This window comes from Flammeovirga yaeyamensis, assembly GCF_018736045.1.
Lineage (GTDB): Bacteria > Bacteroidota > Bacteroidia > Cytophagales > Flammeovirgaceae > Flammeovirga > Flammeovirga yaeyamensis.
Genome location: NZ_CP076132.1, coordinates 380,543 through 405,869, shown reverse-complemented (window position 1 = coordinate 405,869; position 25,327 = coordinate 380,543). Strand labels below are relative to the sequence as shown.

The 25,327-nt window shown below is 34.6% G+C and carries 19 protein-coding genes; 7 read left to right on the top strand and 12 right to left on the bottom strand.

The genetic code is table 11. The annotated features are described in order from the left end of the window. Nucleotides 1-14 precede the first annotated feature (14 nt). The 10 genes from KMW28_RS01510 to KMW28_RS01465 all read right to left on the bottom strand — a co-directional run bounded on the left by KMW28_RS01510 (nt 15) and on the right by KMW28_RS01465 (nt 14,997). Nucleotides 15-344: a hypothetical protein gene (locus KMW28_RS01510; protein ID WP_169664784.1), complete on the bottom strand. Its 330-nt coding sequence runs from the start codon at nt 342-344 to the stop codon at nt 15-17. A 75-nt stretch (nt 345-419) separates the two neighbouring features. Then, nucleotides 420-1,079, bottom strand: coding sequence for a response regulator transcription factor (locus KMW28_RS01505; protein WP_169664785.1), 660 nt, complete (start codon nt 1,077-1,079; stop codon nt 420-422). A gap of 12 nt (nt 1,080-1,091) precedes the next feature. Beyond that, the gene (locus KMW28_RS01500; RefSeq protein WP_169664786.1) at nt 1,092-3,740 is read right to left on the bottom strand and encodes a tetratricopeptide repeat protein; all 2,649 of its coding nucleotides are present in this window, start codon (nt 3,738-3,740) and stop codon (nt 1,092-1,094) included. 1 nt (nt 3,741) lies between these two features. Next, nucleotides 3,742-6,381: a tetratricopeptide repeat protein gene (locus tag KMW28_RS01495; protein ID WP_169664787.1), complete on the bottom strand. Its 2,640-nt coding sequence runs from the start codon at nt 6,379-6,381 to the stop codon at nt 3,742-3,744. A gap of 10 nt (nt 6,382-6,391) precedes the next feature. Then, entirely contained in the window at nt 6,392-9,853 is a 3,462-nt protein-coding gene (locus KMW28_RS01490) for a sensor histidine kinase (protein WP_169664788.1), read from the bottom strand. Between the two features lie 102 nt (nt 9,854-9,955). Next, a complete protein-coding gene (locus tag KMW28_RS01485) occupies nt 9,956-10,549 on the bottom strand; it encodes an HdeD family acid-resistance protein (protein ID WP_183363949.1) in 594 nt (197 codons plus the stop codon). 38 nt (nt 10,550-10,587) lie between these two features. Beyond that, nucleotides 10,588-11,067 carry a hypothetical protein gene (locus KMW28_RS01480; RefSeq protein ID WP_169664790.1) on the bottom strand — a complete coding sequence of 160 codons (480 nt, stop codon included), beginning with the start codon at nt 11,065-11,067 and terminating at the stop codon, nt 10,588-10,590. 337 nt (nt 11,068-11,404) lie between these two features. Further along, a complete protein-coding gene (locus tag KMW28_RS01475; protein WP_169664791.1) occupies nt 11,405-12,859 on the bottom strand; it encodes a M48 family metalloprotease in 1,455 nt (484 codons plus the stop codon). Between the two features lie 83 nt (nt 12,860-12,942). Continuing rightward, nucleotides 12,943-14,439 carry an arylsulfatase gene (locus KMW28_RS01470; protein WP_169664792.1) on the bottom strand — a complete coding sequence of 499 codons (1,497 nt, stop codon included), beginning with the start codon at nt 14,437-14,439 and terminating at the stop codon, nt 12,943-12,945. 231 nt (nt 14,440-14,670) lie between these two features. Continuing rightward, nucleotides 14,671-14,997, bottom strand: coding sequence for a nucleotide pyrophosphohydrolase (locus tag KMW28_RS01465; protein WP_066210741.1), 327 nt, complete (start codon nt 14,995-14,997; stop codon nt 14,671-14,673). A 202-nt stretch (nt 14,998-15,199) separates the two neighbouring features. Between KMW28_RS01465 and KMW28_RS01460 the strand changes: the two genes are divergently transcribed. Beyond that, a complete protein-coding gene (locus tag KMW28_RS01460; protein ID WP_169664793.1) occupies nt 15,200-15,991 on the top strand; it encodes an ion transporter in 792 nt (263 codons plus the stop codon). A 112-nt stretch (nt 15,992-16,103) separates the two neighbouring features. Here KMW28_RS01460 and KMW28_RS28565 read toward each other — a convergent pair whose 3' ends face one another. Both KMW28_RS28565 and KMW28_RS01455 read right to left on the bottom strand, forming a co-directional pair. Next, the gene (locus tag KMW28_RS28565) at nt 16,104-16,238 is read right to left on the bottom strand and encodes a hypothetical protein (protein WP_260158740.1); all 135 of its coding nucleotides are present in this window, start codon (nt 16,236-16,238) and stop codon (nt 16,104-16,106) included. 575 nt (nt 16,239-16,813) lie between these two features. Then, complete coding sequence (locus tag KMW28_RS01455; protein WP_169664794.1) at nt 16,814-18,289, bottom strand: SDR family oxidoreductase; 1,476 nt, start codon at nt 18,287-18,289, stop codon at nt 16,814-16,816. Nucleotides 18,290-18,756: 467 nt separating this feature from the next. Between KMW28_RS01455 and KMW28_RS01450 the strand changes: the two genes are divergently transcribed. From KMW28_RS01450 to KMW28_RS01425, 6 genes are read left to right on the top strand one after another with little or no spacing between them, the layout of a single operon-like run. Next, a complete protein-coding gene (locus KMW28_RS01450) occupies nt 18,757-19,755 on the top strand; it encodes an AAA family ATPase (protein WP_221220789.1) in 999 nt (332 codons plus the stop codon). Nucleotides 19,756-19,767: 12 nt separating this feature from the next. Further along, entirely contained in the window at nt 19,768-20,703 is a 936-nt protein-coding gene (locus KMW28_RS01445; RefSeq protein WP_169664796.1) for a DUF58 domain-containing protein, read from the top strand. Nucleotide 20,704: 1 nt separating this feature from the next. After that, complete coding sequence (locus tag KMW28_RS01440; protein WP_169664797.1) at nt 20,705-21,196, top strand: DUF4381 domain-containing protein; 492 nt, start codon at nt 20,705-20,707, stop codon at nt 21,194-21,196. Beyond that, complete coding sequence (locus KMW28_RS01435; protein ID WP_169664798.1) at nt 21,144-22,178, top strand: VWA domain-containing protein; 1,035 nt, start codon at nt 21,144-21,146, stop codon at nt 22,176-22,178. The genes KMW28_RS01440 and KMW28_RS01435 overlap by 53 nt, the downstream gene beginning before the upstream one ends. Continuing rightward, a complete protein-coding gene (locus KMW28_RS01430; protein WP_169664799.1) occupies nt 22,175-23,932 on the top strand; it encodes a VWA domain-containing protein in 1,758 nt (585 codons plus the stop codon). Before KMW28_RS01435 ends, KMW28_RS01430 begins: the two co-directional genes overlap by 4 nt. Further along, complete coding sequence (locus KMW28_RS01425) at nt 23,926-25,305, top strand: BatD family protein (RefSeq protein WP_169664800.1); 1,380 nt, start codon at nt 23,926-23,928, stop codon at nt 25,303-25,305. The genes KMW28_RS01430 and KMW28_RS01425 overlap by 7 nt, the downstream gene beginning before the upstream one ends. The last annotated feature ends 22 nt before the right edge of the window (nt 25,306-25,327 follow it).

The following is a 25,327-nucleotide window of genomic DNA, read 5'->3' as shown; positions in this document are numbered from 1 at the left end:
GGTAATTTACTTAGTTAGGGTAAAATAGATGATAAGTCTTCTGAAAAATCTAAAATTGAAATATAAGCATTGTACCCTTCTTCCATTAGGTTGTTGATCATATGATCTACCTGAAAGCAGTGCATTGCTACTATACAATCGTTAGGAAACTTATTTTTGATGATACTTAATACTTTAGAAGAAGGTAGATCAACATCCAAAAGGTTAACAAAGATGTATCCTCTTGAAGTGATTTTTTGCTCTAAAATATCGTTTAATTCAACTCTTTTTATTGGTGTTAAATAGTATATCTGTTCAATAAGTTTATTATTTAGACTGTTGTCTTTTCCAATTAATAAATTCATTCAATTTAGGTTTTCAACAAAACTAATGGGTTTTGAAAAGACGTCTATTAGAGAATTACCTATTTTGCTATTTTTTTAAATATCGTCAAATAATTCGCGGTCTATTGCATATAGAATTAATCCTGCCAGGTTTTTACTACCTGTTTTGTCTAATAAATTTCTTTTGTGAGCATCAACTGTTCGAACACTAATAAATAGTTCATCAGCAATTTCTTTATTGGTCTTTTCCTTTAAAATTAGATGGAGTACTTCCGTTTCTCTTTCTGATAAAGGTACTTCTAATGCCACATTCGACTTTTGAGGTTTCACCTTTCTAATGTTATTAATTATTGCATTAGTTACTTCAGGTGAGTAATATGTCCCTCCAGAATACACCATTCGAATACCATTAATCAATTCTTGTTCGCTACAGTTTTTCAATAAGTACCCCATAGCACCTTCGCCTAACATTTTTTTAATATGTTGACTTTCACCTAACATGGTAAGTGCCATAATCTTTATGTTCGGATATTTATCCTTTACATTTTGAACCAACTCCAAACCGTCCATGATAGGCATATTCACATCGGTTAATAGAATGTCGATATCACTATTTTTTTCCAATTGATCCAAACACTCTTTACCATTTTCAGCCTCACCAGTAATCTCAAAATCACTTTCATCTAATAAGAAATTTTTTAATCCTTCTCGAATCATTTTGTGATCATCAACCAAGAATAGTTTAATCTTTCCCATTTTATATATCTATTAAAAATTTTTATTAATCTCTATTACTAAAGTAGTTCCTCTACCTTCTTTACTCTCTATTTCTAAAAAGCCGCCAATTGCATCCAATCGATTTTTCATTCCTTTAAACCCTAAACCACTTTCCTCTTTTAATACTTTTTCTGCATCAAAACCTACGCCATTGTCCTCAATAGTCAGCATATAAATATCCTCATAGTTTTTTAATTGAATGTCTACTTTTGTCGCTTTAGAATACTTAAATATATTGTTGATACCTTCTTGAAGAATACGGTATAAGGTCAATCTTACTTGTTGGTTATTTATTTGATGCTCACCAAAATTATGGAAGAACTCAAATTCGATGCTATCTGTACTTTTATCTACCTCATATATCAAATCTTCAAAGGCTTTGATTATTCCAAAATCTACAATGGCTTTAGGCATCAAATTATGTGCTACATGGCGACTTTCGTTAATCGACTTTTGAAGGTAATCATAACCTATTCCAAAAGTTTCTATTACTTCAGCCGGTAAATCATCAATGCTTTTTCTTACTTTTTGAAAATTCAATGAAGAAACTGTTAGCGTTTGCTGTAAACCATCATGTATATCTTTGGAAATTCTATTTCTTTCTATGTCCTCTGTTGTCATCACCGCATTTAGAATATCCTGTGCTTTTTGTTTAATTGATGTAATGTCAGTGAAGGTGCCAACCACTCTATCAGGGTTTCCGATATTATCCCTAGAAACTACTTTACCTTTGATTTGTACCCAAATATACTTTCCGAATTTATTTTTTAATCTGGCTTCTGTAATCAAATTACCCTCTTTGCTCTGAAGGATTAAATCCAAATAAGAATCAGCTTCTATTTTTTTAAGATCATCTAGATGAATACGATTTTGTATTTCTTCCCGTGTCTCTTCAAACTCATAAGGTACATAACCTAACATAGTGTATAATGCAGGACTGAATATCATACGATCAGATTTCACCTTCCAATCCCAAATACCATCATTAGAAGCTTCCAATGCATACCTTAGCTGTTCCTCTCGATCGGCTATCTTTTGTGATCGCTCGATGACTTTTTCCTCTAAGTTTTCGTTCAGCTCATTCAGTTCTACAACTTGTCCTTCAATAATTTTCTTTTGACTTCTTATTAATAGAACTCTATTTATAGCAAAAATTGTAAATATCGTCACTAAAGCTAAGATGATGATTAATGCGGTCTTTTGATTTTTAGATTGAATTAGTTTTTCCTGTTGGATTTGTTGCTGACTTGCATAATTTAGACTATCTGATAAAGCCCTTTTATCATTCTCATACTTATACTGTTGATGCAAAACTACCTTTTGCGTTTCGAGGTTATGAACGCTATCTTTTGAAGTGACAAAAAGTTCAAAAGCCTTTAACGCTTCAGTACTATTATTTTGCATTTTATATATTTCATAGATCTTTTCAGAAATATCTTTTGTTTGCTCAAGATCTGTCTCTTTAGCAATCTTCAATCCTTTTTTGTAATAAATCAGTGCTTTTGAATTATTCCCTTTTATTTTGTAGTAATTTCCGTAAGCTTTATTACAAAGTGCTATTCCTAATTGGTTTCCTAGTTTCTTATTTATATTTAAAGCATCATTAATAGTGGCCAAAGTGTTTTCAGTTTCATTCAATTTCACCTGAAGAAAAGCTAAATGAACTAAGATATGAGCTTCCGAGTTTTTATCATCAATCTCTTTGGCTAAAGCTAGACTTTCTTCTAAAATTGGTAATGCTTTTTCATATTGATCCTCATTGGAATAGCCTAACCCCAAGTTCAATGTGTTATTTAAAATACCGGCTTTATCTCCTAGCTTTCTTCTAATTTCAAGACTTTTATTAATGTACTCTTCATACCTTTCAAAATCATTCAAATCAAAATAAATATTGGCGATATTAGAATAGGCAAAAGCGTTAGAGTAATCGTCTCCATTTTTTTCGTTTATTCTTACTGCTTGGAGATACAATTCCATTGATTGGATAAGGTCGCCCTTTCTGAATTTTAATACTGCAAGGTTCGTTAATGGAGCACTTCTTTGGTCACCTGCAGCCATATATAACGAATCGCATTTCTTTAGACTCTTCTCTGCTCTTTCATAATCTTTCTGAATCACATTAATGATTCCGATATTATTCATCACATCACCCATCAGAATATTATCATTTAAAATAGAAGATATCGCGTAACTTTTTTGATAATAATCAATCGAAGTTTCATATTCTCCTCTAGCATAATACACCGTTCCAATGCCTTGAAAAGATGTGGCAACCAATAAACTATCCTCCGCTTTTCGTCCTAGAATAATCGCTTGATTATAAATTTCTTCGGAGTCATCATACTCTCCTTTTCTATACAATGTTTTCGCCTTCAGGTTTAAGGCTTTTGCTTGATAGTTTAATAGATTATTTTCCAAAGCATATTGATATCCCATTTCAGAAAGTATTAATACACTATCTGAATTTGTTTTTGCCATTTCACCTCCAAATTGAAGAAGAGCCTCTAAACGTGTGGTATCTTCTGCTTTTAGGTCAGTCCAAACATCCCACAAAGAATCCGTCTCTGTCTGGCAAATTGATACATTTGACATCAACAGCAGTAGAATACTTATCAAGAAATATTTGTTCTTCCAATTCATACTAAAAGTTCTTATTAATTTCTACCAAAATTGTCGTTCCTCTTCCTTCTTTACTTTCCACTTCTAAAAATCCATCAATAGCATCCAATCGATTTTTCATTCCTTTAAATCCCATACCCGACTCTTCCTTCAATACTTTTGGAGCATCAAATCCTACTCCATTATCCTCAATAGTCAGCATATAGATATCTTCATAATTTTTTAATTGGATGTCTACTTTTGTCGCTTTAGAATACTTAAATATATTGTTGATACCTTCTTGAAGAATACGGTATAAGGTCAATTTTACTTGCTGGTTATTTATTTGTTGCTCACCAAAATTATGGAAGAACTCAAATTCGATTGTATCAGCACTTTTATCTACCTCGTATATCAAGTCTTCAAATGCTTTGATTATTCCAAAATCTACAATTGCCTTTGGCATTAAGTGGTGAGCAACACTTCGACTTTCTGTAATGGACTTTTGAAGGTAATCATAACCTATATCAAAAGTTTCAATAACTTCAGTTGGTAACTCATTAATACTCTTTTTTACTTTTTGGAAATTCAATGAGGATACCGTTAGCGTTTGCTGTAAACCATCATGTATATCTTTGGAGATTCTATTTCTTTCTATATCCTCCGTTGTCATTACAGCATTCAGAATATCCTGTGCTTTTTGTTTAATTGATGTAATATCAGTAAATGTTCCAACCACTCTATCAGGATTTCCACTAGCATCTCTAGACACAACTTTACCTTTGATCTGTACCCAAATATACTTTCCGAATTTATTTTTTAACCTGGCTTCTGTCACCATATTTCCCTCTTTGGTTTGAAGTATTAAATCAAGATAAGAGGCCGCATCTATTTTCTTTAGATCATCTGGATGGATACGATGTTGAATCTCCTCCCGTTTCTCTTCAAACTCATAAGGTGCATAACCCAGCATCGTGAATAATGCAGGACTGAATATCATACGATTTGATTTTATATTCCAATCCCAAATACCATCATTAGAAGCTTCCAATGCATATCTAAGCTGTTCCTCTCTGTCGGCAATTTTTTTTGATCGTTCGATCACTTTCTCTTCCAAATTATCATTCAACTCATTCAATGCTACAACTTGCCCTTCAATGATTCTTTTTTGTTTTCTGGTAAAACGAACTCTATTGACAGCAAAAACAGTAAACATTGTAACCAAAGCCAATATGATAATTAAAGCTGTTTTCTGATTTCTTGATTGGGTTAATTTCTCTTGATGAATCAGTTGCTTATTTGCGTAATTCAGACTATCTGATAAAGCCCTCTTTTCGTTTTCATAAGTATATTGTTGATGTAATACATCTTGTTGACTTTCCAGATTTAATACACTATCTCTAGTTTCAATATAAATTTCATAGTTTTTTAAAGCCTTTTGATTTTGCCCTAGTTTTGAATATATTTTATATAACTCTTTTGAAAAATCTCTAGTTTGTTCAATTTCTAATCCTTCAGCTAGCGTCATAGCTTTATTCACATAATAGAGCCCTTTATCATAGTTTCCTTTCTTCTTGTAATAGATACCATAACTATAATAACAGTTTGCAATCCCTTTTTTGTTATCCAATTTTTTATTGATCTCTAAGGTATTATTGATCATCTCCAGAACACCTTCTAATTGATCGGTTCTTAATTTTATCAGTGCTTTATTAATAAGAATATTGCTGATGGAAAGTTTACGATCTAATTCTAAAGCAATCGATAAAGCTTCATTATAATATTCTAGGGCTTTATCATATTCTTTCTTTTTATTATAGAATATACCAAAGCCAGATAAACACCTTAACATCCCTGCTTTATCATCAATTCGTTTTCTAATATCATAGCTTTTCTGAGTATATTTCAGGTAATTTTCATCGTCTTTAAGTTGAGAATAAGTATTCGCAATATTCATATAGGTGTATGCAATAGAATAGTCATTCTTCTTTTTCTCATTAATTTTTAATGCTTCAAATTGTAGTTCGACCGCCGCTCCAACATCTCCTTTTCTTGATTTTAATATTGCTAGGTTATTTAGTGGTGCACTTCTCAAAATACCAGCTTCTGTATAAAGTTCGTGACATCTTTTTAGGTTCTTCTCCGCTTCTTCATAGTCTTTTTGGATCAGGTTGATTATGCCAATATTGTTCATCACATCAGCCATACGAACTTTATCATTTAGCAATAAAGAGATAGCGTAACTTTTCTTATAATATTCTAATGTGGTATCGTATTCTCCTCTGGCATAATAGGTAGATCCAATGCCATATATTGCTCTTGAAACCGACAAACTATCTTTGGCCTCTCTACCTAAAATTAAAGCTTCATTAAATGTATTTTCAGCTTCAGTATATCGTCCTTTTCTATACAAAGCTTTCCCTCTTATAACTAAGGCTGAAGATTGGTATTTCAATAGTTTTTTTTCTTTGGCAAAATGATAACCAATATCTGATATAGTGAATACGCTATCTGTATTCTTTTTAATAATTTCCCTACTATGTTCGAATAATGCCTCTAGACGAGTGGTGTCTTCTCGGTTAACATCAGACCATATATTCCATAAAGAATCAGCCTTGTTTTGTCCGAAAGCAAAACTAAAATTGAATATCAAGAAGATACTTATGAAAATATTTTTGTTCATCCTTTTCATATTAAAAGTTCTTATTGATTTCGATTAATAATGTCGTTCCTCTGCCTTCCCTACTTTCCACTTCTAAGAAGCCATCAATAGCATCGAGTCGATTTTTCATCCCTTTAAAACCAAGTCCTGTATTCTCTTGCATCACTTTAGATACATCAAACCCAACCCCATTATCCTCAATAGTTAACATGTAGATATCCTCATAATTCTTGAGTTGAATATCCACTTTTGTTGCCTTAGAGTACTTAAAAATATTATTGATTCCTTCCTGAAGAATTCTATAAAGTGTAATTTCTATCTGATGATTTTCGATTTGATGCTTTTTGAAATTATGGAAAAACGAAAACTGTATTTCCTCACTACTTTTATCAACTTCGGTAATTAAACTATCAAAAGCCGATATGATCCCGAAGTCAACAATCGCCTTAGGCATTAAACTATGAGCTACAGAACGACTCTCAGTAATTGATTTTTGAAGGTACTCCCAACCCGTTTCAAACTTTTCCAACAAACTATTTGATACTTCCTTCAAATTCTTTTTTACAGATTGAAAGTTCAATGAAGCAATCGTTAAAGTCTGCTGTAATCCATCGTGAATATCTTTAGAAATACGTTGCCTTTCGTTGTCTTCGGTTCTTATAATCGCTTCTAAAATCTCTTGTGTTTTCTTTTTCTTTTCGGTGATGTCGATGTACGTTCCTACAATTCTCTGCGGTTGATGTCTACCGTCCCTTTCCACAATCTTTCCTCTCACCAACAACCATATCAAACGGCCATCTTTATGATGAAACCTAAATTCTTGGTCTTCTATTTCATCCTTATCCATCTGATGTTGAATCGTATTATAGTAGTTCAACCAACCTTCAATATCATCAGGATGGATAAAAGGATGGATCCCTGTCGCTTTATCACAATCGTTTAATTCATAACCTAAAAGATGGGCAGACGCCTCACTAATCATTAAGGTTTTCTCCTTTAGATTCTGATCCCAAATACCATCCTTGGAAGCTTCCAATGCATATTTTAAACGTTCCTCACTTTGAGTTAGATCTTCATTTAACAGAGAGATCTTTTTGGTTCTCTCTTCCACTAAGTTTTCTAAATTTTCATTTAGGTATTGAAGCTCCTGAGTTCTTTCATCTACTTTTAACTGAAGCTTTCTCCTTTGTCGTTTTAACAATTTTAATCGCCATTGAAAAACGACAACAACAATAAAGAAGATGACCAATATATAAATCAGTTTAGCCCATATGGTTTTATACCAAAACTCCAGCTTTTGAAAAGAATAAGGAGTTGATAAATAAGAAAACGTATTATCAGAATTTCTGATTCGTGCTTTAAATATATAATTGCCCGCTGGTAAATCGTTATAATAGGCAATCGATCTGTTCTGCATATTTATCCACTTTTTATCGTATCCTTCAATCATATAATCATAAGTAAGGCGATCTTCCTGAGTAAAATCCAATGTGGATAAATGAAACTCCAACTGTTCCAAATCTGCATCTATAGTAGAAGGGAAACGTTCCGATTTTTCACCGTTCACCACCACTTCCTTTAGCAATACTTTGGGTTGAGAGTAATTTACTTTTCTTGGTTGAAAGAGATACAGATTATCTTCGGTTAATAAATAAAGTTGACCATTGTAATTGACAAACTTCGGATCGTAACCCACCTCATGGAAAGCATCATCGGCAAAATTCCACTTAAACTTTTTTCCTAGATGCAGTGTTTGTTCCCCATTGATAGTTATAGGAAGAATCTCTCTTAAATATTGCTCTTTCTTGTGTGTAACAAAGAACCAATTTCCTTGAGCTTTAGATGTAGCGACCATCATCGCCTGATTTGCTGGTAAATTTGTTCTTGTATCATAATGAATGACATCATTTTCATTTTTAATATGAAGTAATCCACTACCATAGGTACCTATCCATAAAGTAGAATCTTCTCCTTGTGCGACACTAGTGATATATTTTGATAATGATGGGTGTTTATCAAATAACCTTAATGTATCCGACTCTATCAAATAGACTCCTTTATTGGTGCTTATCCAATCTTTTCCTAAGGTTCGATTAAATCCTTCAATTTCTAAAAAAGGTTTCCTCAGGCTCGTGCAAGTATCCTCTTTTGAAAGGTAAAATCCTTTAGGCGTATTAATTATAAATCGTCCATCTGATAATTGAAAGAGATCCTTGGTTTTACCATCACAAATCTTTCTAACCACTGTCAAGGATCGTTTATCAACACTTACTTCAAAACCTCCCAAATTTGTTGATAACAATAGGTTTCCATTTAATGCTTTTGAGGTTTCCAGAATGTTATCCCCAATAATCTGATCAGAAAACATTTTTACTACATTTTCTCCATCGTAGGTAAACATCCCTTGATTTAATGAGCCAAATACAATTTGATTGTTGATAACCAATGGACGATGAAAAGTAGCATTTTTATTAGTTGCTGATTTTGGAATTTGCTTAAAAGGAGTATTCGATAAATAGTTTAAACCTGCCATTGCGCCTACCCACAAGTTCCCGTCTTTATCAATAAAAGTACAACGAACTTTATTATACGATAAACCATTTTCTTCAGTAAGTGTGCTTACTTTATTGTTATAGACTCTATGCAAACCAAAACCTCCTGCCCATATTGCACCATCACTCTGAACAAGAATATTTCTTATAGAAGTCTTAGTATCGTTCTTCCTCACCCAATAATGCAATCTATTATTTATTGGATTGAACTCGCACAATTCCCCCCATTGTCCTCCAATTAACAGTTTATCATGGTACTGTTTTACTGTAAAAGCCATCACTGGAATAGGCTGTTTACTTATTTTGGTTGCCTTATTAGTCTTTGGATCCCAACGGTAGACAATTGATTCCTGATTATTTAAATAAGTATGCAAAGCTAGGATTTGTCCATCCTCTCCAGGCATGATGCGAAATAAAGCAGGTATGGGATAATCGTGTTCTTTTATCTGATTGTTTTCTATAGAATAGATTTTCCTTTGTTTACTAAACCAAATCACTCCGTTTCCATCAGAAAACATGCTGAAAATACTTTTCACCTTGCTTCCATCTTTATGAAAAACCTGAACAGCTTTGTTGTCCTTTAAATAAAAAAGTCCCCTTTTGGTGGCAAACCAAAGACGGTCATTAACATCAAATTCTATAAAAACAATGGATTCTGTCTCTATTATAGGGTCAGTTTTAAGGTTGAAAACTTTCACCTGACCTCCATCAAACTTTAATAATCCTCTATCCGATCCAATCCACAAAAAGCCTTCTTTATCTTGTCGGATAGTAAACACTCTGTCGATGGGTGTTTCCTGAATTTCTGTCCATGATTTCAATTCATTTTCTCCAATTGGCGTGGAAGGGCTTAACGTCTGAGCACACAAAAATCTTGTTGTGAAAACAACAAGAAATACTACGATTTTGAAAGTTTGACATAAAAAAATCAGTCGGTGCATAGTAACATGAAGAGGATAATAGAAAAGTAAGATGAATATAGTGTGTTCTCTCATGAAATGAAAGAAGGAAGATACCTTTCGATACCTTCCTAGAATGAAAAACTAAACAATCTCTAAATCCACTTTTTCTTTAAGTATTTTTCTCGCTTGTTTCAGCTTTAACGACACTGCTATTTGATAAACACCTAAGAAGATGAAGACCGCACCAGTTAATGATATAATGGTAAACCCTGCCCAAACCGGATTCCATATTAAGATCATTGATAGAATTAAACCAACGACTCCCACATAGAATAATGGGTCTCTAGTGATGAGTCCAAAACTCTTGAGTATTTGTGAGAATGATATGGCTCCAATGGCTCTAATCATCAATGTAAATCCAACATACATAGGTAATGTCTGCATTGAGATTGCCGGGTTTTTGATCAAAAATGCACCTAATAATACATTAATCAGTCCCCAGAAAACTGACCATCCCCAGCCTTTTACTGTCTTTCTGTTGATAATGGAGAAAGTAATATCAGATAGTCCGGTAACAATAAAAGTGATACTGAAAACAATCGATAAAGCGATATAACTTTCAATCGGATAAGTAAAAGTAAACACACCTGCTGCTACTAATAAGAATCCAGATACTAATAATAACCACCAATGTTTTAAAGATTTTTGCAATGAGTTTTTCATTTGATTTTCCATGATTTTTTGATTTTTGAGAGATTAATTAAACGATTTTATTATTTGAAAATTGATGAGGTAAGTGTCGTAATATTCGAAACAAACTCTCTACCTACATCAGTAGATTTTTGTAAATATGATTTTGTATCATTATTCATATCCTCCAACTGAATAGATATTCTAAGAATCATTTCCTCTACGCTATTTTGAAGCTGATAGATATCCAGTAATGATTCTTGTAATTTGATTTCCTTTTGAGCTTCTGTAAGGTCTCCATCACTCATTATTTTCGCCATCACCTTATATCTCATGTTGTTAAAGATGACGTCTACTTTTTCGCTTACTTCATCAAAGTTTTGTTCTTCTTGAAGTGCCGCTTTACCTAGAACCTGTAAACTATCCGATTCCAGTGTTTTGATTTTATCAGCAATAGTGATTTCATTTTCCAATAAAAAATCATCTATTCTGTTAGAGATTTCTTTTTTCACTTCCATTAAACTTAATGGGTAAGAGAGCGTTTTTCTTTCTGTAGTTTCCATGATAGCAATTGATTTAAAAGAGCTTTTGATTACATTACAAAAGTGCATTAATCGACTTCCATTTATATTGTAGGGTTACCTAAATAGACAGATTAGGTAAATTACCTAAGGGGGGGTATAAAAAAAGAGGACACATTATGTCCCCTCTTTAAGGTAGTACTAATTGTACTTCTTTACCCTAATAAATAAATACTTCAATAAATTCAGTGTTGTCCTCTCCTGCTGATGATATCTCTCCAAAAAAGATCATCATTAGCAATAGAATTATAAGTGTCACAATTTTCATTTAACTACGTAATACGGTTCACATCTAATATTATAAGTCACACAACATCAATTATTTCATAATTTTAATGTCATGTCTAATTTCTTTTTCTGAAGTGTAAGGATACTTCTTCACTATTTTGATACTTTCTCCTTTTTCCAGCTTTTGATCTGCTTTTTTATCGTTTAACACCTCTATCAATTGTATATCAGAGATATTACCACTTCGCTTACAAAGTTTCTGTAAGGTTTCTCCTTTGTTTGATTTCACAATAGAGATTTTCTTTGTCTTTATTTTTTCATAGTCATCATCACCCATTTTCTTAAATGATGCTATCACTTTATTGAAATTTTTAAGTGTAGGAGAATCAGAAAAATTACTTATTCTATATACTTGCCCATTCACCTTCACCCAACCAATATTGGCGTAATTCTCCTGTTTCTTTAATGTTGCTCTAAACGACATTCTAAAACCTTTATCATTACCATGGTCGAAAGCAACTTTTTCAACCAACAAACTTTTCTCTTTATCAGATAATTTTTCTGTAAATGATAAAACCGCTTGGGTCACATCTGTTTCCTTCTCTAAATTGATAATGATTCCCTCTTTATAGTTTTGACTGTATCCACCAAAATATTCATCCGTATTGGTCAGCATCCATTCTTTAGGAAACGTGACTTTGAATTGTAAATCTGGATGCAAAAATTCATACCTATTAAATACTCCTTGATGAATACTATTGCCAAACAAGACCCCATCAACCTGATGTAAATACTGTCCATTTTGGTCATTCTGTTTAACCAATGGCATAAAAGAAGCCTTTAATTCAATATCACTTTCTCGATTCGGAGTGTAAGGATGATCGTTAAAGTAACTATGCTGTTCTTGTTCGCCGGTAACCAATTCTATTGAGGTCGTCATCCGGTGAAGAATATCTTTTAAAGCTGTTGGTGTATACCCTGCTTTTACTGCTAACTCCATCCCTTCTAGATCTGCTTCGGTTTCCTTTTTACGACCATAGGAAGCCATATACAAAGCATTGGTTGTTTTGATTGGAGCATTAAAAATAGCTCCTAAATCTTTACTGATAATGCTGATAATATCACCAGGTAATTCTAATATTTTAGGCAAAATACCTTTCTTCATTTGAGCAATGGAATGTCTGTTATGTGCATGAATAATTTCATGCGATAGAATTCCAGCTAACTCATCTTCTGTACGGATAATACTTAAAAGACCTGTTGTGATAAACACATACCCTCCTGGCAAAGCAAAAGCATTAGGTTCTATTTGAGGAACAATTCTAAACTGATAATCAAATTGTCTTTTCTCTAATTGATTGACCAACTTTTGTCCAACTCCATCAACATATGCTGTTAACTTTTCATCTTGATAAACCCCTTGTTCTTGAATCACCTGATTAGCATATTCTAGTCCTAGGGTTTTGTCCAGCTCAATACTTTGAGCGTAAATAATGGAGCTTTGAAATATAAAAATGATCTGAAGAAGTATAGTAATTAGTTTCATAGCAAAAGAGAGTTTAATTCTAATTTGAAAGGGACGCTATATACAGCGCCCCTTAGTGTAGTATGCGAATACTTCTGATTAAATTATTCTACCCAAGAAGCTGCTGCCTGTCTTGGAGGGAACTCTTTGAAAGTACCCATATATTCTTTTACTCTTTCAACAGTTGGTGACATCAAGAACATGTGTTCAATCCAGAAATCCATGTATCCAGCCTCATCAATTGCTCTTTCGAAAGGATCTCTTCTCAGATTGATGATTAATGGAGCTCTTAACTTTGTGAAAGGTCTAATCCAGACATCCAATCCCTCATGTTCTTGAATGGAGAACATAAACTTCCAATCTCCCATTCTTACTGCGGATAAATCACCTCCATCAGTGAAGTAGAAGAAATCTTCTCTTGGTCCTTTATCTACTTCTCCTAAGAAATAAGGCATAAAGTTGTAACCGTCTAGGTGAACTTTATAAGTCATATCACCTGCCTTATGACCTTTTAATAATTTTTCTTTGATTTGAGAATCGCCCGCTGCAGCAACTAATGTTGGCATCCAGTCTTCTAGAGAGATAATCTCATTTGATACTTGAGGAGCAATTGTTCCAGGCCAGCTCACCATCATTGGCGCTCTGAAACCACCTTCCCAAGTCGTATTTTTCTCTCCACGGAATGGAATCATACCACCATCAGGCCATGACAATACCTCTGCTCCATTATCAGTAGTATACACTACAATAGTGTTTTCTGTAATTCCCAACTCATCTAATTTATCTAATAACTGACCAACATGACCATCATGTTCTACCATACCATCCGCATAGATACCTTGGCCTGTTTTACCGTCGGCTTCTTCAGTAAGATGAGTGACCACGTGCATTCTTGTAGAGTTAAACCACACAAAGAATGGCTCGTTATCATTATGTGCATTGTCGATAAAGTCTAAAGAAGCTGCTAGGAATTCTCTATCTACAGTTTCCATTCTTTTTTTAGTTAAAGGACCTGTATCAGAAATACGACCATCAGCATAAGAGTGGATTACACCTCTTGGACCAAATCTTTCTTTAAATTTTGGATCTTTTGGATAATCAGGATGTTCTGGTTCCTCTTCCGCATTTAAATGGTAAAGGTTACCAAAGAACTCATCGAATCCATGGTTAGTGGGTAAGAACTCGTCTTTATCACCTAAGTGATTTTTACCAAACTGACCCGTTGTATAACCCATATCTTTAAGGATTTCTGCAATTGTTGGATCTTCTTTTTGTATTCCTAGATCATCGCCAGGTAAACCCACTTTAGAAAGACCTGTTCTTTTTGCACTTTGACCTGTAACAAAAACTGAACGACCGGCTGTACAACTATTCTGTGCATAACTATCGGTAAATCGAATTCCTGAATTGGCAATCCTATCGATATTTGGTGTTTTGTATCCCATCATGCCATCGTTATAAGCACTGATATTAAACATCCCAATATCATCACCGAAAATGACTAATATATTAGGCTTTTGATTGGATGACTTCTTTTTCTTTTGAGCCATCATTTGTTGTGAGAATAAAGCAACAAGAATTAATAAAATAAACTGTTTCATCGTTTCTACTTTTTAATTTTAGAGAGCAACTTTTTTTTGTTTCTATGATCATTGATCACATTACAAAGGTGCAAGGTGGAGGACTCTTATAGGTGAGTAGAAAACCTAATTGAACAGTTTAGGTAAATTACCTAGGCATATATAAGTGCTTGATTATTGACCATAAAAAAACACCTTCTTCAATATCAAATACTGAGGAAGGTGTTTTTTTATACAATAAGGAATTAAACTTTACTTTAATTTCTCGTTGTTTTTATGTCTGTCTGCATCACGAATTGACTTCTTTTCTAAGTTTTTCTTCAATGCTTCCGTTAAATCGATTCCCGTTTGATTGGCTAAACACACTAAAACAAACATTACATCCGCCATTTCATCGGCTAGATCAACATCCTCATCCGATTTTTTGAATGATTGTTCTCCGTATTTTCTTGCCATAATACGAGCAACTTCTCCTACTTCTTCCATTAGAATAGCAGTGTTCGTCAACTCATTAAAATATCTAACGCCAGTAGTATTAATCCACTCGTCTACCACTTTTTGTACTTCCTCTAAAGTCATGATGTCTTTTTATTTAATTGATTGCCAAACTTAATAATTTGGGTATTGATGAACAAAATTAAGGAATAGAGTAAAAGGTCTAAATCGAAAGTATATTCGTTTTTGAATAATTTTTGAAATACTTTTTTTGATAAATCAAATTGGTACGATTAATTCAATAGTAATACTATACGACTAATCAACTCAACGAACTTCTAATTTCATGACAGCTAGACAAAGACTTTTTGATATTATCGAAAAGAGCAATGGTACAAACAAAACCAGTAAAATATTCGACATAATTATCATGTCGTTAATTGTATTAAACATCATTTCCATCGTATTAGAATCACATGATTGGATATATGTTCAATACGAAAAAGAATTTATTCTATTCGAAAAAATCTCTGTATTGATATTTACTTTCGAGTATATATCAAGAATAATTACAGCAAAGTATAAGTATCCAAGTAAATCAAAATTAGCGGCACCTTTTGCTTTTATTTTCTCATTTTATGGAATCATTGATTTACTCGCTATTCTTCCTTCCTATTTGTTCTTATTACACCTAGATCTACGATTTATTAGGATATTTAGATTATTCAGGTTGTTTAGACTTTTCAAATTTGGTCGATATAACAACGCTTTAGGAATCCTGATTAATGTGGTAAAAGCAAGAAGAGAAGAATTATTGCTTACTCTATTTATGACCTTTATTCTCTTATTATTTTCTGCTTGTTTGATCTTTATCGTTGAACATGAAGCTCAACCTGCCATCTTTAGTAGTATCACTAAATCAATTTGGTGGGCAGTGGCAACGTTAACTACAGTGGGGTATGGTGATATGTACCCTATTACACCAATTGGAAATGTAATTGCAAGTTTTGTTGCTATTATGGGCATCGGGTTAGTTGCCTTACCTACTGGTATTATTGGAACTGGGTTTATCGAAGAAGTTTCTAAAAATAATAAAGAAGAAAGATGTACTTGTCCGAAATGTGGCAATGTGTTTTAAAATATACTTTTTCTAAAAAGTTTAGGGCATAAAAAAAGCCCTCATGGGCATCACATATATTATTTATGGTCGGTTTCTTTTTTCGACCTTCTTACTTTCTTAAAAGTAATGCTTAAGCAGATTGCTTTACATTACCTTTCAGTTCTTTAACTTCAGTTTTCTTTGTTTCTTTTAGTTCACTTACAGGAATTAAAACTGGGAAACCTGTGGCAGTTGCCGTGATAATTTGTCCTTTAATTGTTTTCATAATTTTGTTATTTATTTGTTTTAATAATAATTGGAAAGCCTGTGGCTGTATGTGTTACGATTGTGTTTTGTCTCGTTTTCATAATTTCTAAATTTTAAATTTTATTGTATTAATTACTTATTTGTTCTTACGATCACTGGGTAACCTGTTGCTGTTACTGTGATGATATTGTTTTGATTTTTCATGTCTTTAAATGTTTAATGTTTATACTTTAATTACTTGCTTGTTTTCACGATTACTGGAAAACCTGTTGCTGTTACTGTGATGATATTATTTTGATTTTTCATGTCTTTTAAATTTTAATTTTTTGTTTTGTTTTCTATTTGATTACACGACAAAGGTGAGAATAAGTTTCGGTTTATTATAGGGCATTTATACAATTAAAGGCTATATGAACAAAATATTATTAATATCATATTCGACACTTTATTATATTTTATTCTGTTTAATACTCTTCAGTCAGTATATAAAAATAGAAGTGTACTTCGATCACCCTTACCAATGTTGTAAGTGTCCACCAATACACTTCTACTGAATTTTTTATATTAATTAATTGTTAATGTTTTGATTTTTCTTCAGGAGGCCGTTTTTGGATATAAATCCCTCTGTTTGTAGGAGATAATATTCTTAGCCATCCCAGGAAAAACGAACCCATGAAAAGGGTAAACAGCATACCAATACATTCTTCCCCAGATACCTAAAGGTCTAAATGTAGCTTTTTGCTCTAACCATTTTTTACCATCCTTTTCCTTGATCTTAAATTCTAACCATGCTTCTCCAGGCAGTTTCATTTCGGCAAACAGTAATAATCTTTTGTGTTTTCGATCGGCAAGTATTACCCTCCAAAAATCTAAAGCTTCTCCTGTTTTTAATTCCGTTGGACTTCTTCTTCCTCTTCTTAAACCAACACCTCCAACAAATTTGTCCATGATCCCACGAATTCTCCACAGCCAAGTACCATAATACCATCCACGATCTCCGCCTATCGACCATATGTTATCCAATACCTCTTCGTCGGGACGATCGAATTCAAACTTACGCTTATCGGTTAGGCATCCATATTTAGGTACTTGAATTAAATCGAGAAAGTCTTCTCTTATTGGTCCAATAATCGATTCTTTCCAACTCGACACTACTGCATTTTGTTCAATTCTTTGGAAAGCCATTTCTAAAGCTTCCTCATAACTGTATAGTTTTACTGGTACAATTTCTTGAATATTTCCATTCTGACAAACCACTTCATTGTCCATACTTTCTACCAAACTTCTAGCAAGAGTGTAGGTTGTAGAAGTCACAAAATACAACCAATAAGAAGATAGGTTGGGTGTAAAAACGGGAACCACTAATATCTTTCTATTAAGTTTTCTGACTTTTGAGAAACGAAGTAACATCTCTTTATAATTAAGAATACACTTGCCTCCAATATCAAATACTCTGTTGTAGGTTTCTTCTTTTAGAATTACACCTGTAAGGTAATCCATCACATTTCGAATACTAATCGGCTGACATTTCGTTTTCAACCACTTTGGAGCAATCATCACAGGTAATTTTTCTACTAAGTCTCTGATAATTTCAAATGATGCACTACCTGACCCAATAATAATTGCTGCTCTCAACACAGTTAGTGGCACTTTCCCACTTCCTAATATCTCTTCCACTTGCAGTCTAGAACCCAAATGTCTTGATAACTTTTTCGCATTTACTATTCCACCCAAATAAATCATTTGCTGACAATCGGACCTTGAAACATAGTTCTTAAAGTTGGTCGCCGATTTCTTCTCTAGTTTTTCAAAATCATCAAAAGAATTACTCATGGAGTGTACCAAGTAATAAGCGACATCAAAATCTAAGGGTAAGTTTTGTAATGATGATTCGTCGAGTAAATCTCCTTTTACCACAGTAACATTTTTCATGAAACTATCATCAAAATCTTCATAATCGAACCTTCTGGGATCCCTGCACAAACAAATTACATGATGGCCTTGCTTAACTAATAACGGTAGTAATCTTCTGCCAATGTATCCTGTGGAGCCGGTAAGTAATATTTTCATAATTTAAATGATTGGGTTAAGTCTTGAAGAGTGGTAAACAAATAACATCGTTCTACTCTACTTTGTTATTCTTTGATTATGAAATGACAACCTTTTATTGAAATATGAATGAAATCGATAGTTTTTATGAAAAAAATCCACTTTTTAATGTAAAGTACTTAACTTAATAGTTAACAATCTATCTATTTCAATTTTAGCTTAAAAGTCTATTCAATTGATATAATTTACCTCAATAGTCAAACTTTATACTTATCTGTTCAATCTTTCTTTGTTTTTCAACTTCACATCAAAATGTTAAGTATATCAATACATGTAGGTGAAATACCTAATTTAAATCAAATGGTATTTTACGCATTAAACAATAGCTATAAAACAAGACCTTTGAGGTGTTGGGAAAAGACTTCAATTGGTCTAAATAATTCTTAACAATAGCATCTCTCAAAATAAGTTTTTCGTTATTTTGTTTAATGTCAAACAATATAAATTATACTACCGTGTCAGCACTAACCTCAATACAAAAGCTACAGGAGCTAATGGCCAAGTCGATTATTGGTCAGGAGCAAGTAATCAATAGAATTATTTCTTGTTTAATATCAGATGGTAATTTATTGCTAGAAGGTTTGCCTGGTTTGGCAAAAACAAGAGCAATTAATGCTCTTGCCAAGAATATGGACTTGGGTTTAAGTAGAGTTCAGTTTACGCCCGACCTTTTACCTTCAGATATTACCGGTACCGAGATTTATCAAAATCAAGGTGAAGAAAATTTTGTCTTTCAAAAAGGACCTATCTTCAATAACTTGATTTTAGCAGATGAGATCAACCGTGCGCCGGCAAAAGTACAATCGGCTTTATTAGAAGCGATGCAGGAACGTCAGGTGACCGTTGCAGGTACTACCTATGAATTGCCTTCACCTTTCTTTGTGATGGCAACTCAAAACCCAATAGAGCAAGAAGGTACTTACCCGCTTCCAGAAGCACAAATGGACCGTTTCTTAATGCATGTCATCGTTAATTATCCTTCGATTGATGCAGAGTTAGAGGTATTACGTTTGGTTCGTTCAGAAGAAAAATTAACTGCCGAGAAGGTAAAGAAAGAAGTAGAAAAATTACCGAAGGACATTATCTTCCAAGCGCGTAAAGAGGTGCAAGAAGTACATGTTTCCGAGGCAATCGAAAAATATATTGTAGCATTAGTGTATGCTACTCGTACTCCAGAAAAGTACAGTGAGGATTTAGACAAGTGGATCGACGTAGGATGTTCTCCACGTGCTACCATTGCTTTGGATAAAGTAGCAAGAGTTCAGGCTTGGTTAAACGGAAGGGATTTCGTAAAACCTGAGGATATTCAGACAGTCATTAAAGACGTGTTCCGCCATAGAATTGTGAGTAGCTTCGAAGCAAATGCTTTGGGGATCTCTAAGGAACAAATAATTGATGAATTGTTGAGTAAAGTTGCTGTTGCCTAAATCTTTAATACGATGAAAAAGATCGATAAAAATGGAGATTTAAATCCGGTAAATGTGACTCTAAACGAGTTACATGGTCTTCAGTTCGAAGCGTCTGGATTTAGTTTTCTACCCAAATACAAAGTTCAATCACTTTTAGCGGGTCGACACAAATCGGCAATGCGTGGTCGTGGTTTGGACTTTAAAGAAGTACGTGCTTATGTCGCTGGAGACGATATCAGAAATATCGATTGGAAAGTGACTGCCAGAACTCAGAAAACACATACAAAAGTATTTTCTGAGGAAAGAGAACGTCCTGTTTTATTGGTGGTAGATCAGTCTTCTTCGATGTTTTTCGGAACACAGCAATTCTTAAAATCGACCATCAGTGCACACCTTTGTGCTTTGGGGGCTTGGAGAACTGTAGAAGTGGGCGACCGTGTAGGGGCGTTTGTTTTTAACGACACGGAATATCAACAAATTCGTCCTCAACGTAGTACCACTGCGATTCTTCAGATGTTGAAAACGGTCGAAGTCTATAATCAAAAACTCAGTGCGGAGGAAGCACCAAAATCGAAAACTGCTTTATTGGAAAGCGTTTTTCAGAAAATCCGCTCGAGTGTGAATCACGATTACCTTATTATCATCATCTCTGATTTAAGAGGAATTTCTGATAAAAGCCTTCATCATATCTTCAATTTAAAAAGACATAATGATGTGATGGTTTTCCATGTGGAAGATGAATGGGAGAAGGATTTGCCTATGACGACCCTATCATTATCTAACAGCGAAAAACAGGTGTCTATTAGTAATTTGATGAAAAAGGAAAGAGACCGTCAGTCGAAATCTTTTGCAAATGATAAAGAGTTGCTGACAGATCAGTTCGCCGAATATGGTATTCCATTACTTACGTTTACCACTAGCGAGCGAGCAAGTGCTCAGGTGAGAACACTCCTAAAAGACCATTAAAATGAATGCTCAAGATATAAATACCGTTTCTGATTCTACGCAATTGGCCAATCAGGTATTGGATTTCATTCCTCCGGAAAAAGTGGATATGACACCCAACGCTATCGGTTGGTGGATAATAGCAGGATTAGTGGGGTTGGTAGTGTTGGTAATGATCGTCAAATGGTACATTAATTATTTGAATAGCACGTATAGACGTACCGCTATTCAACAAATTGATGAGATGATTGCACAGCAAACAACTTCCAACGACAAGGTATATCACATCAATCAGATATTAAAAAGAGTGGCATTAACGACCTATTCAAGAACTGAAGTCGCTTCTTTGCAAGGAGCAGAATGGGTATCGTTTTTAAATGATCATTCTAAATCAAAGTTCAATTCCCAGGAAGAAGAACTGATGATCAATGCTCCATACATGAAAACCGAGCAAATAAATAATGTTGAATCTTTGGCTACGTCTGCCAAAAAATGGATTAAGAGTCATGTATGAGTTAGCCTACCCTTGGATGTTTGCCTTGCTGCCTCTCCCCATTTTAATGTGGTGGTTGTACCCTGCCTATAAGCAGAAAAAGGACGCATTGTATTATCCTAAATTCGATGAATTGACGGAGGCGACGAAATTGAAGCCTCAAAAAAGTGCGACTGTTTTAAAAAGAAAGTGGTTCCAATACTTAGTCAACTTTATTTGTTGGTGCCTGGTGGTGACCGCCCTTTCGAATCCACAATATATTGGCGAACCTGCCAAGAAAGTAAAAGAAGCCAGAAATCTTCTGATCGCTGCCGATATCTCTATGAGTATGGAAACGCGTGATTGGGTGGATGAAAATGGCAACCGTATGTCGCGCTGGCAAGCCGTACAAGGTGTACTTCACGATTTTATTGAAAAGAGAGAAGGTGATCGTATCGGTCTGATGCTTTTCGGTAGTGATGTCTTTGCAATGCCTTTTACGCCTGATTTAGAAATTATTAATCATACCATCAATGAAGCGGGAATTGGTATGGCAGGCCACAAAACCACTATTGGTAATGCCATTGCCCTATCGACCCAAGTATTTGATGCCGACTCCATCGATCAGAAAGTAATGATTTTATTAACTGACGGTCAGGATAGCGGAAGTGAAATCGTTCCTATTACAGCATCCCAAATGGCGGCAGATGATTCTATTAAAATCTATACTGTCGGTATCGGAACAAAGAAATCTGCAGCTTACGAATTGGATGATAAAACTTTAAAGATGATTGCCAAGAATACAGGCGGTGATTACTTCTTCGCCGGTAATCTAGAGGAGTTAAATCAGATATACGATAAACTGAATGAGCTAGAACCTATCGAATTTGAAGACGAAAGCTATCGTCCGACGCGATTGTTATTTTACTACCCTATTTTAGGATGTTTGGCATTAGTGTTCTTCACTCAGTTTACCACGATTATAGTTCAATTGATTATATCACTTAACCGTAGAGCTTCATGAAAGAAATAAATGAGTTTTTCGAAGGGTTCTCTACCAATATTCACTTTCTCCGTCCGGAATATTTATGGGCATTAATTCCTGTAGGGATACTGTTCATCATTACATGGATTTCTGTAAGAGAAGCAGAACATTGGAAAAAGTTAGTGAATCCTCAATTGCTAAAAGTCCTTCTGATTAAGGGCAATAAAAAAGGTGCATGGTTCCCTAAGTTATTAATGATTTTTACGATGGCTATTGCAGTCTTTGCTGCTGCTGGACCAACTTGGAAAAGAGTAGACAAACCGGGAAATCAGACGGAAGCCAAAGTCATTATTGTTTTAGATTTATCACGCTCGATGTTGGCCACCGATATTGGTCCGAACCGATTGGAAAGAGCCAAAATGAAAATCAAGGACTATCTTGAAATGAATGAAGGCGTAAATACAGGTTTGATTGTCTTTGCTGGATCTGCTCATGAAGCATTGCCTCCAACCAAAGATTTCAAAACATTCCAATCAACATTGGATGCTCTATCACCTTACAGCATGCCTTTAAAAGGGAGTCGCCTAGAAGAAGCCTTAAAGCTATCTGATAACATCTTAGAAAAAACGGACGCCCCAAGTTTTGTTTGGGTAGTTACGGACGATGTGGACGCAGAAGCTACTCAAGCTTTGGCTAAACGTGCAGATTCAGAAGATAAATACAACCTGTTGGTTTTGGCCACTCCGGAAGGAATTCATGTTCCTCTTTATAGAAATAAGCTACTTAGAGATAAGAACGGCAAGGCAGTTACAGTAAATTTAAATACCAATCAGCTGCAAAAGACATTGGCGATCCCGAATGTTTCTCTTATTCCTTTCACATTAGACAAGACTGATATTGAGTTGTATGTGAAGGAAATCAAGGAGTCTTTAGTATTTACCAAAGACAGTGAAAAAGCTGAGGAAGATTGGGTAGATGCGGGTTATTATCTGGTCTATATTATGGCTGTACTTGCCTTATTCTGGTTCAGAAAAGGACTTCTAGTACAATGGAATTGGATGATCATCCTTCCTTTTATTTTCATCTTCACAAGTTGTGACGGAGTACAACAATTACCAAAAGATGATCTTACTGTAAAGGATTTCTTTTGGACACGAGATCAACAAGCTCAACAAGCCTTAGATAAAGGAGACACCTTACAAGCCACCGAATTGTTTGATGATAACTCTCAGAAAGCATATGTACTTGCTCAAAATGGAGAATACGAAAAAGCCGCGGATGCTTATGCTGAAGATATCACTGCAGATAACATGTATAACCTTGGTGTTTCTCAAGCGAAATTGGGGAATTGGGAAGCGGCACAACAAGCCTTTCAAATGGCTTTGGATATTGACCCCACTTTGGAACCTGCTCAAAAGAACCTTGTCATTGCTAACGAACAGTTGCGATTGATCAACATCAATATGTCTGAAGAGAGCAGTTTAGGAAAAGACAAAGCCATGCAAGGTAAAATCTATGAGCCCGAAGCAGGTGAACTAGAACAAGAATCAGCTCAAAATTCGGATCGTAAAGCAGAAGGAGAATCTGAAACCATCCAAGAAATGGGTGAGAAAGAAATAAATCCAAGCATGGAGGAGCTTTTAGAGATGCAGTTTTCGGCATCAAAGAGTCAATCCAAAGCAAGTATGATTCGTCAGGTAAAATTGGAACCGAGTACGTTCTTGAAGAAGAAATTCAAATACCAATACTTAACCAACGAGAATAAACCTAAACCTACTGATCAAAAATGGTAAGAAAGTACATATTTACAGCAATGTGCCTACTGTTGGGAGTATCGGTTTGGGCACAAGAAAGAGCCACTTTGTTTACCACCACTAAGGTAAATAAAAAACAAGTGATGGTGGGAGAGCCATTTAAAGTGCAGCTATCCATTTATACCACTACTTGGTTTACAAAAGGTCTCAATTTCGAGGATTTCCAACTACCCAATGCCTTGATGGTAAAGGATGGCAGAGCCGTCCCCAACTCCATGCAAATTGGGAAATATAAATATGCAGGCGTTCAGCAAACCTATTGGGTATTCCCTTTCAGTGCGGGCGACAACACTTTCCCTTCTCTAACTTTAGAAGTGGAAACACCCGATCCAGGCGATTACAAAGGGAAAAAGAGAATTCTTAAGACGAAAGAAAAGACCATAAAAGTAGTCCCTCCTCCATTAGGCGAAGATCCCAAAGAGTGGTTGGTTTCTACTAATGTTCGTTTGAAGGATACTTGGAACAAAGATTTGTCTAAAGTAAAAGTAGGTGATGTGCTGAAAAGAACCATCACGATTACAGCAGGCAATACATTGGGACCACTTATTCCCGTGAGAGAATTTGATTCTTTATCGTGGGCAGGTGTATACCCTGAAGCACCAAGTAACTCGAATTATAATAATAACGAAGGGTATATATCAGGTACTCAAAGACAAGTAATTACTTACTTAGTTCAAGAGGCCGGAACTTTTGAGATTCCAGGTATTAAGGTGAGGTACTATCACCCCTACAATAAAAAATCAAAAGTTGTCACTTCTAAAGACAGAAAAATCACAATTGCTGAAAATCCTAACTTAAGCATGTTAGCTTCACTTCAGGATAGTTTAAACAAGTTGAATCAGGTACAAGAACCTCAAGAAGCGGTGGAAGAAAAAACTTGGGAGGATTACGTACCAGTTCAGTGGAAAGAAATTCTTGCGGTATGTATCATTTTATTGATGGTTTATCGCTACCGCCCAGATCAAAAAGTGAGTACCTTCATTCAGAAGAAAAAATCCACTTTCAGTTATCAAGAATCGGTCGCTTTCGGCCATTTGATATCCGCTATCAAGAAAAAGAAAATAAATGAGATCCTTCAATTATTTACTATTTGGATCAACTTACTTCCCAACCAGAGTGTGAGTAATTACAAGCAGACATTATTCGAAGCTTTACTTTCGCATCAATTAAGTGATTTGATAGATGAGGTATCGGAAGAAAAATACAAAAAAGGACAAGAGTCCATATCGGATGAATTAAAAAGTCGATTGATCAAACAACTAAAGTGGGATAGAAAAATCTTACTGAAAACGGATAAGAAAAAAAGTTGGAAGGAGAAAAAGACAAAAGAATTGGATGATTTGAATCCGTAAAGGAAAAAAGGTTCTTGTAGCA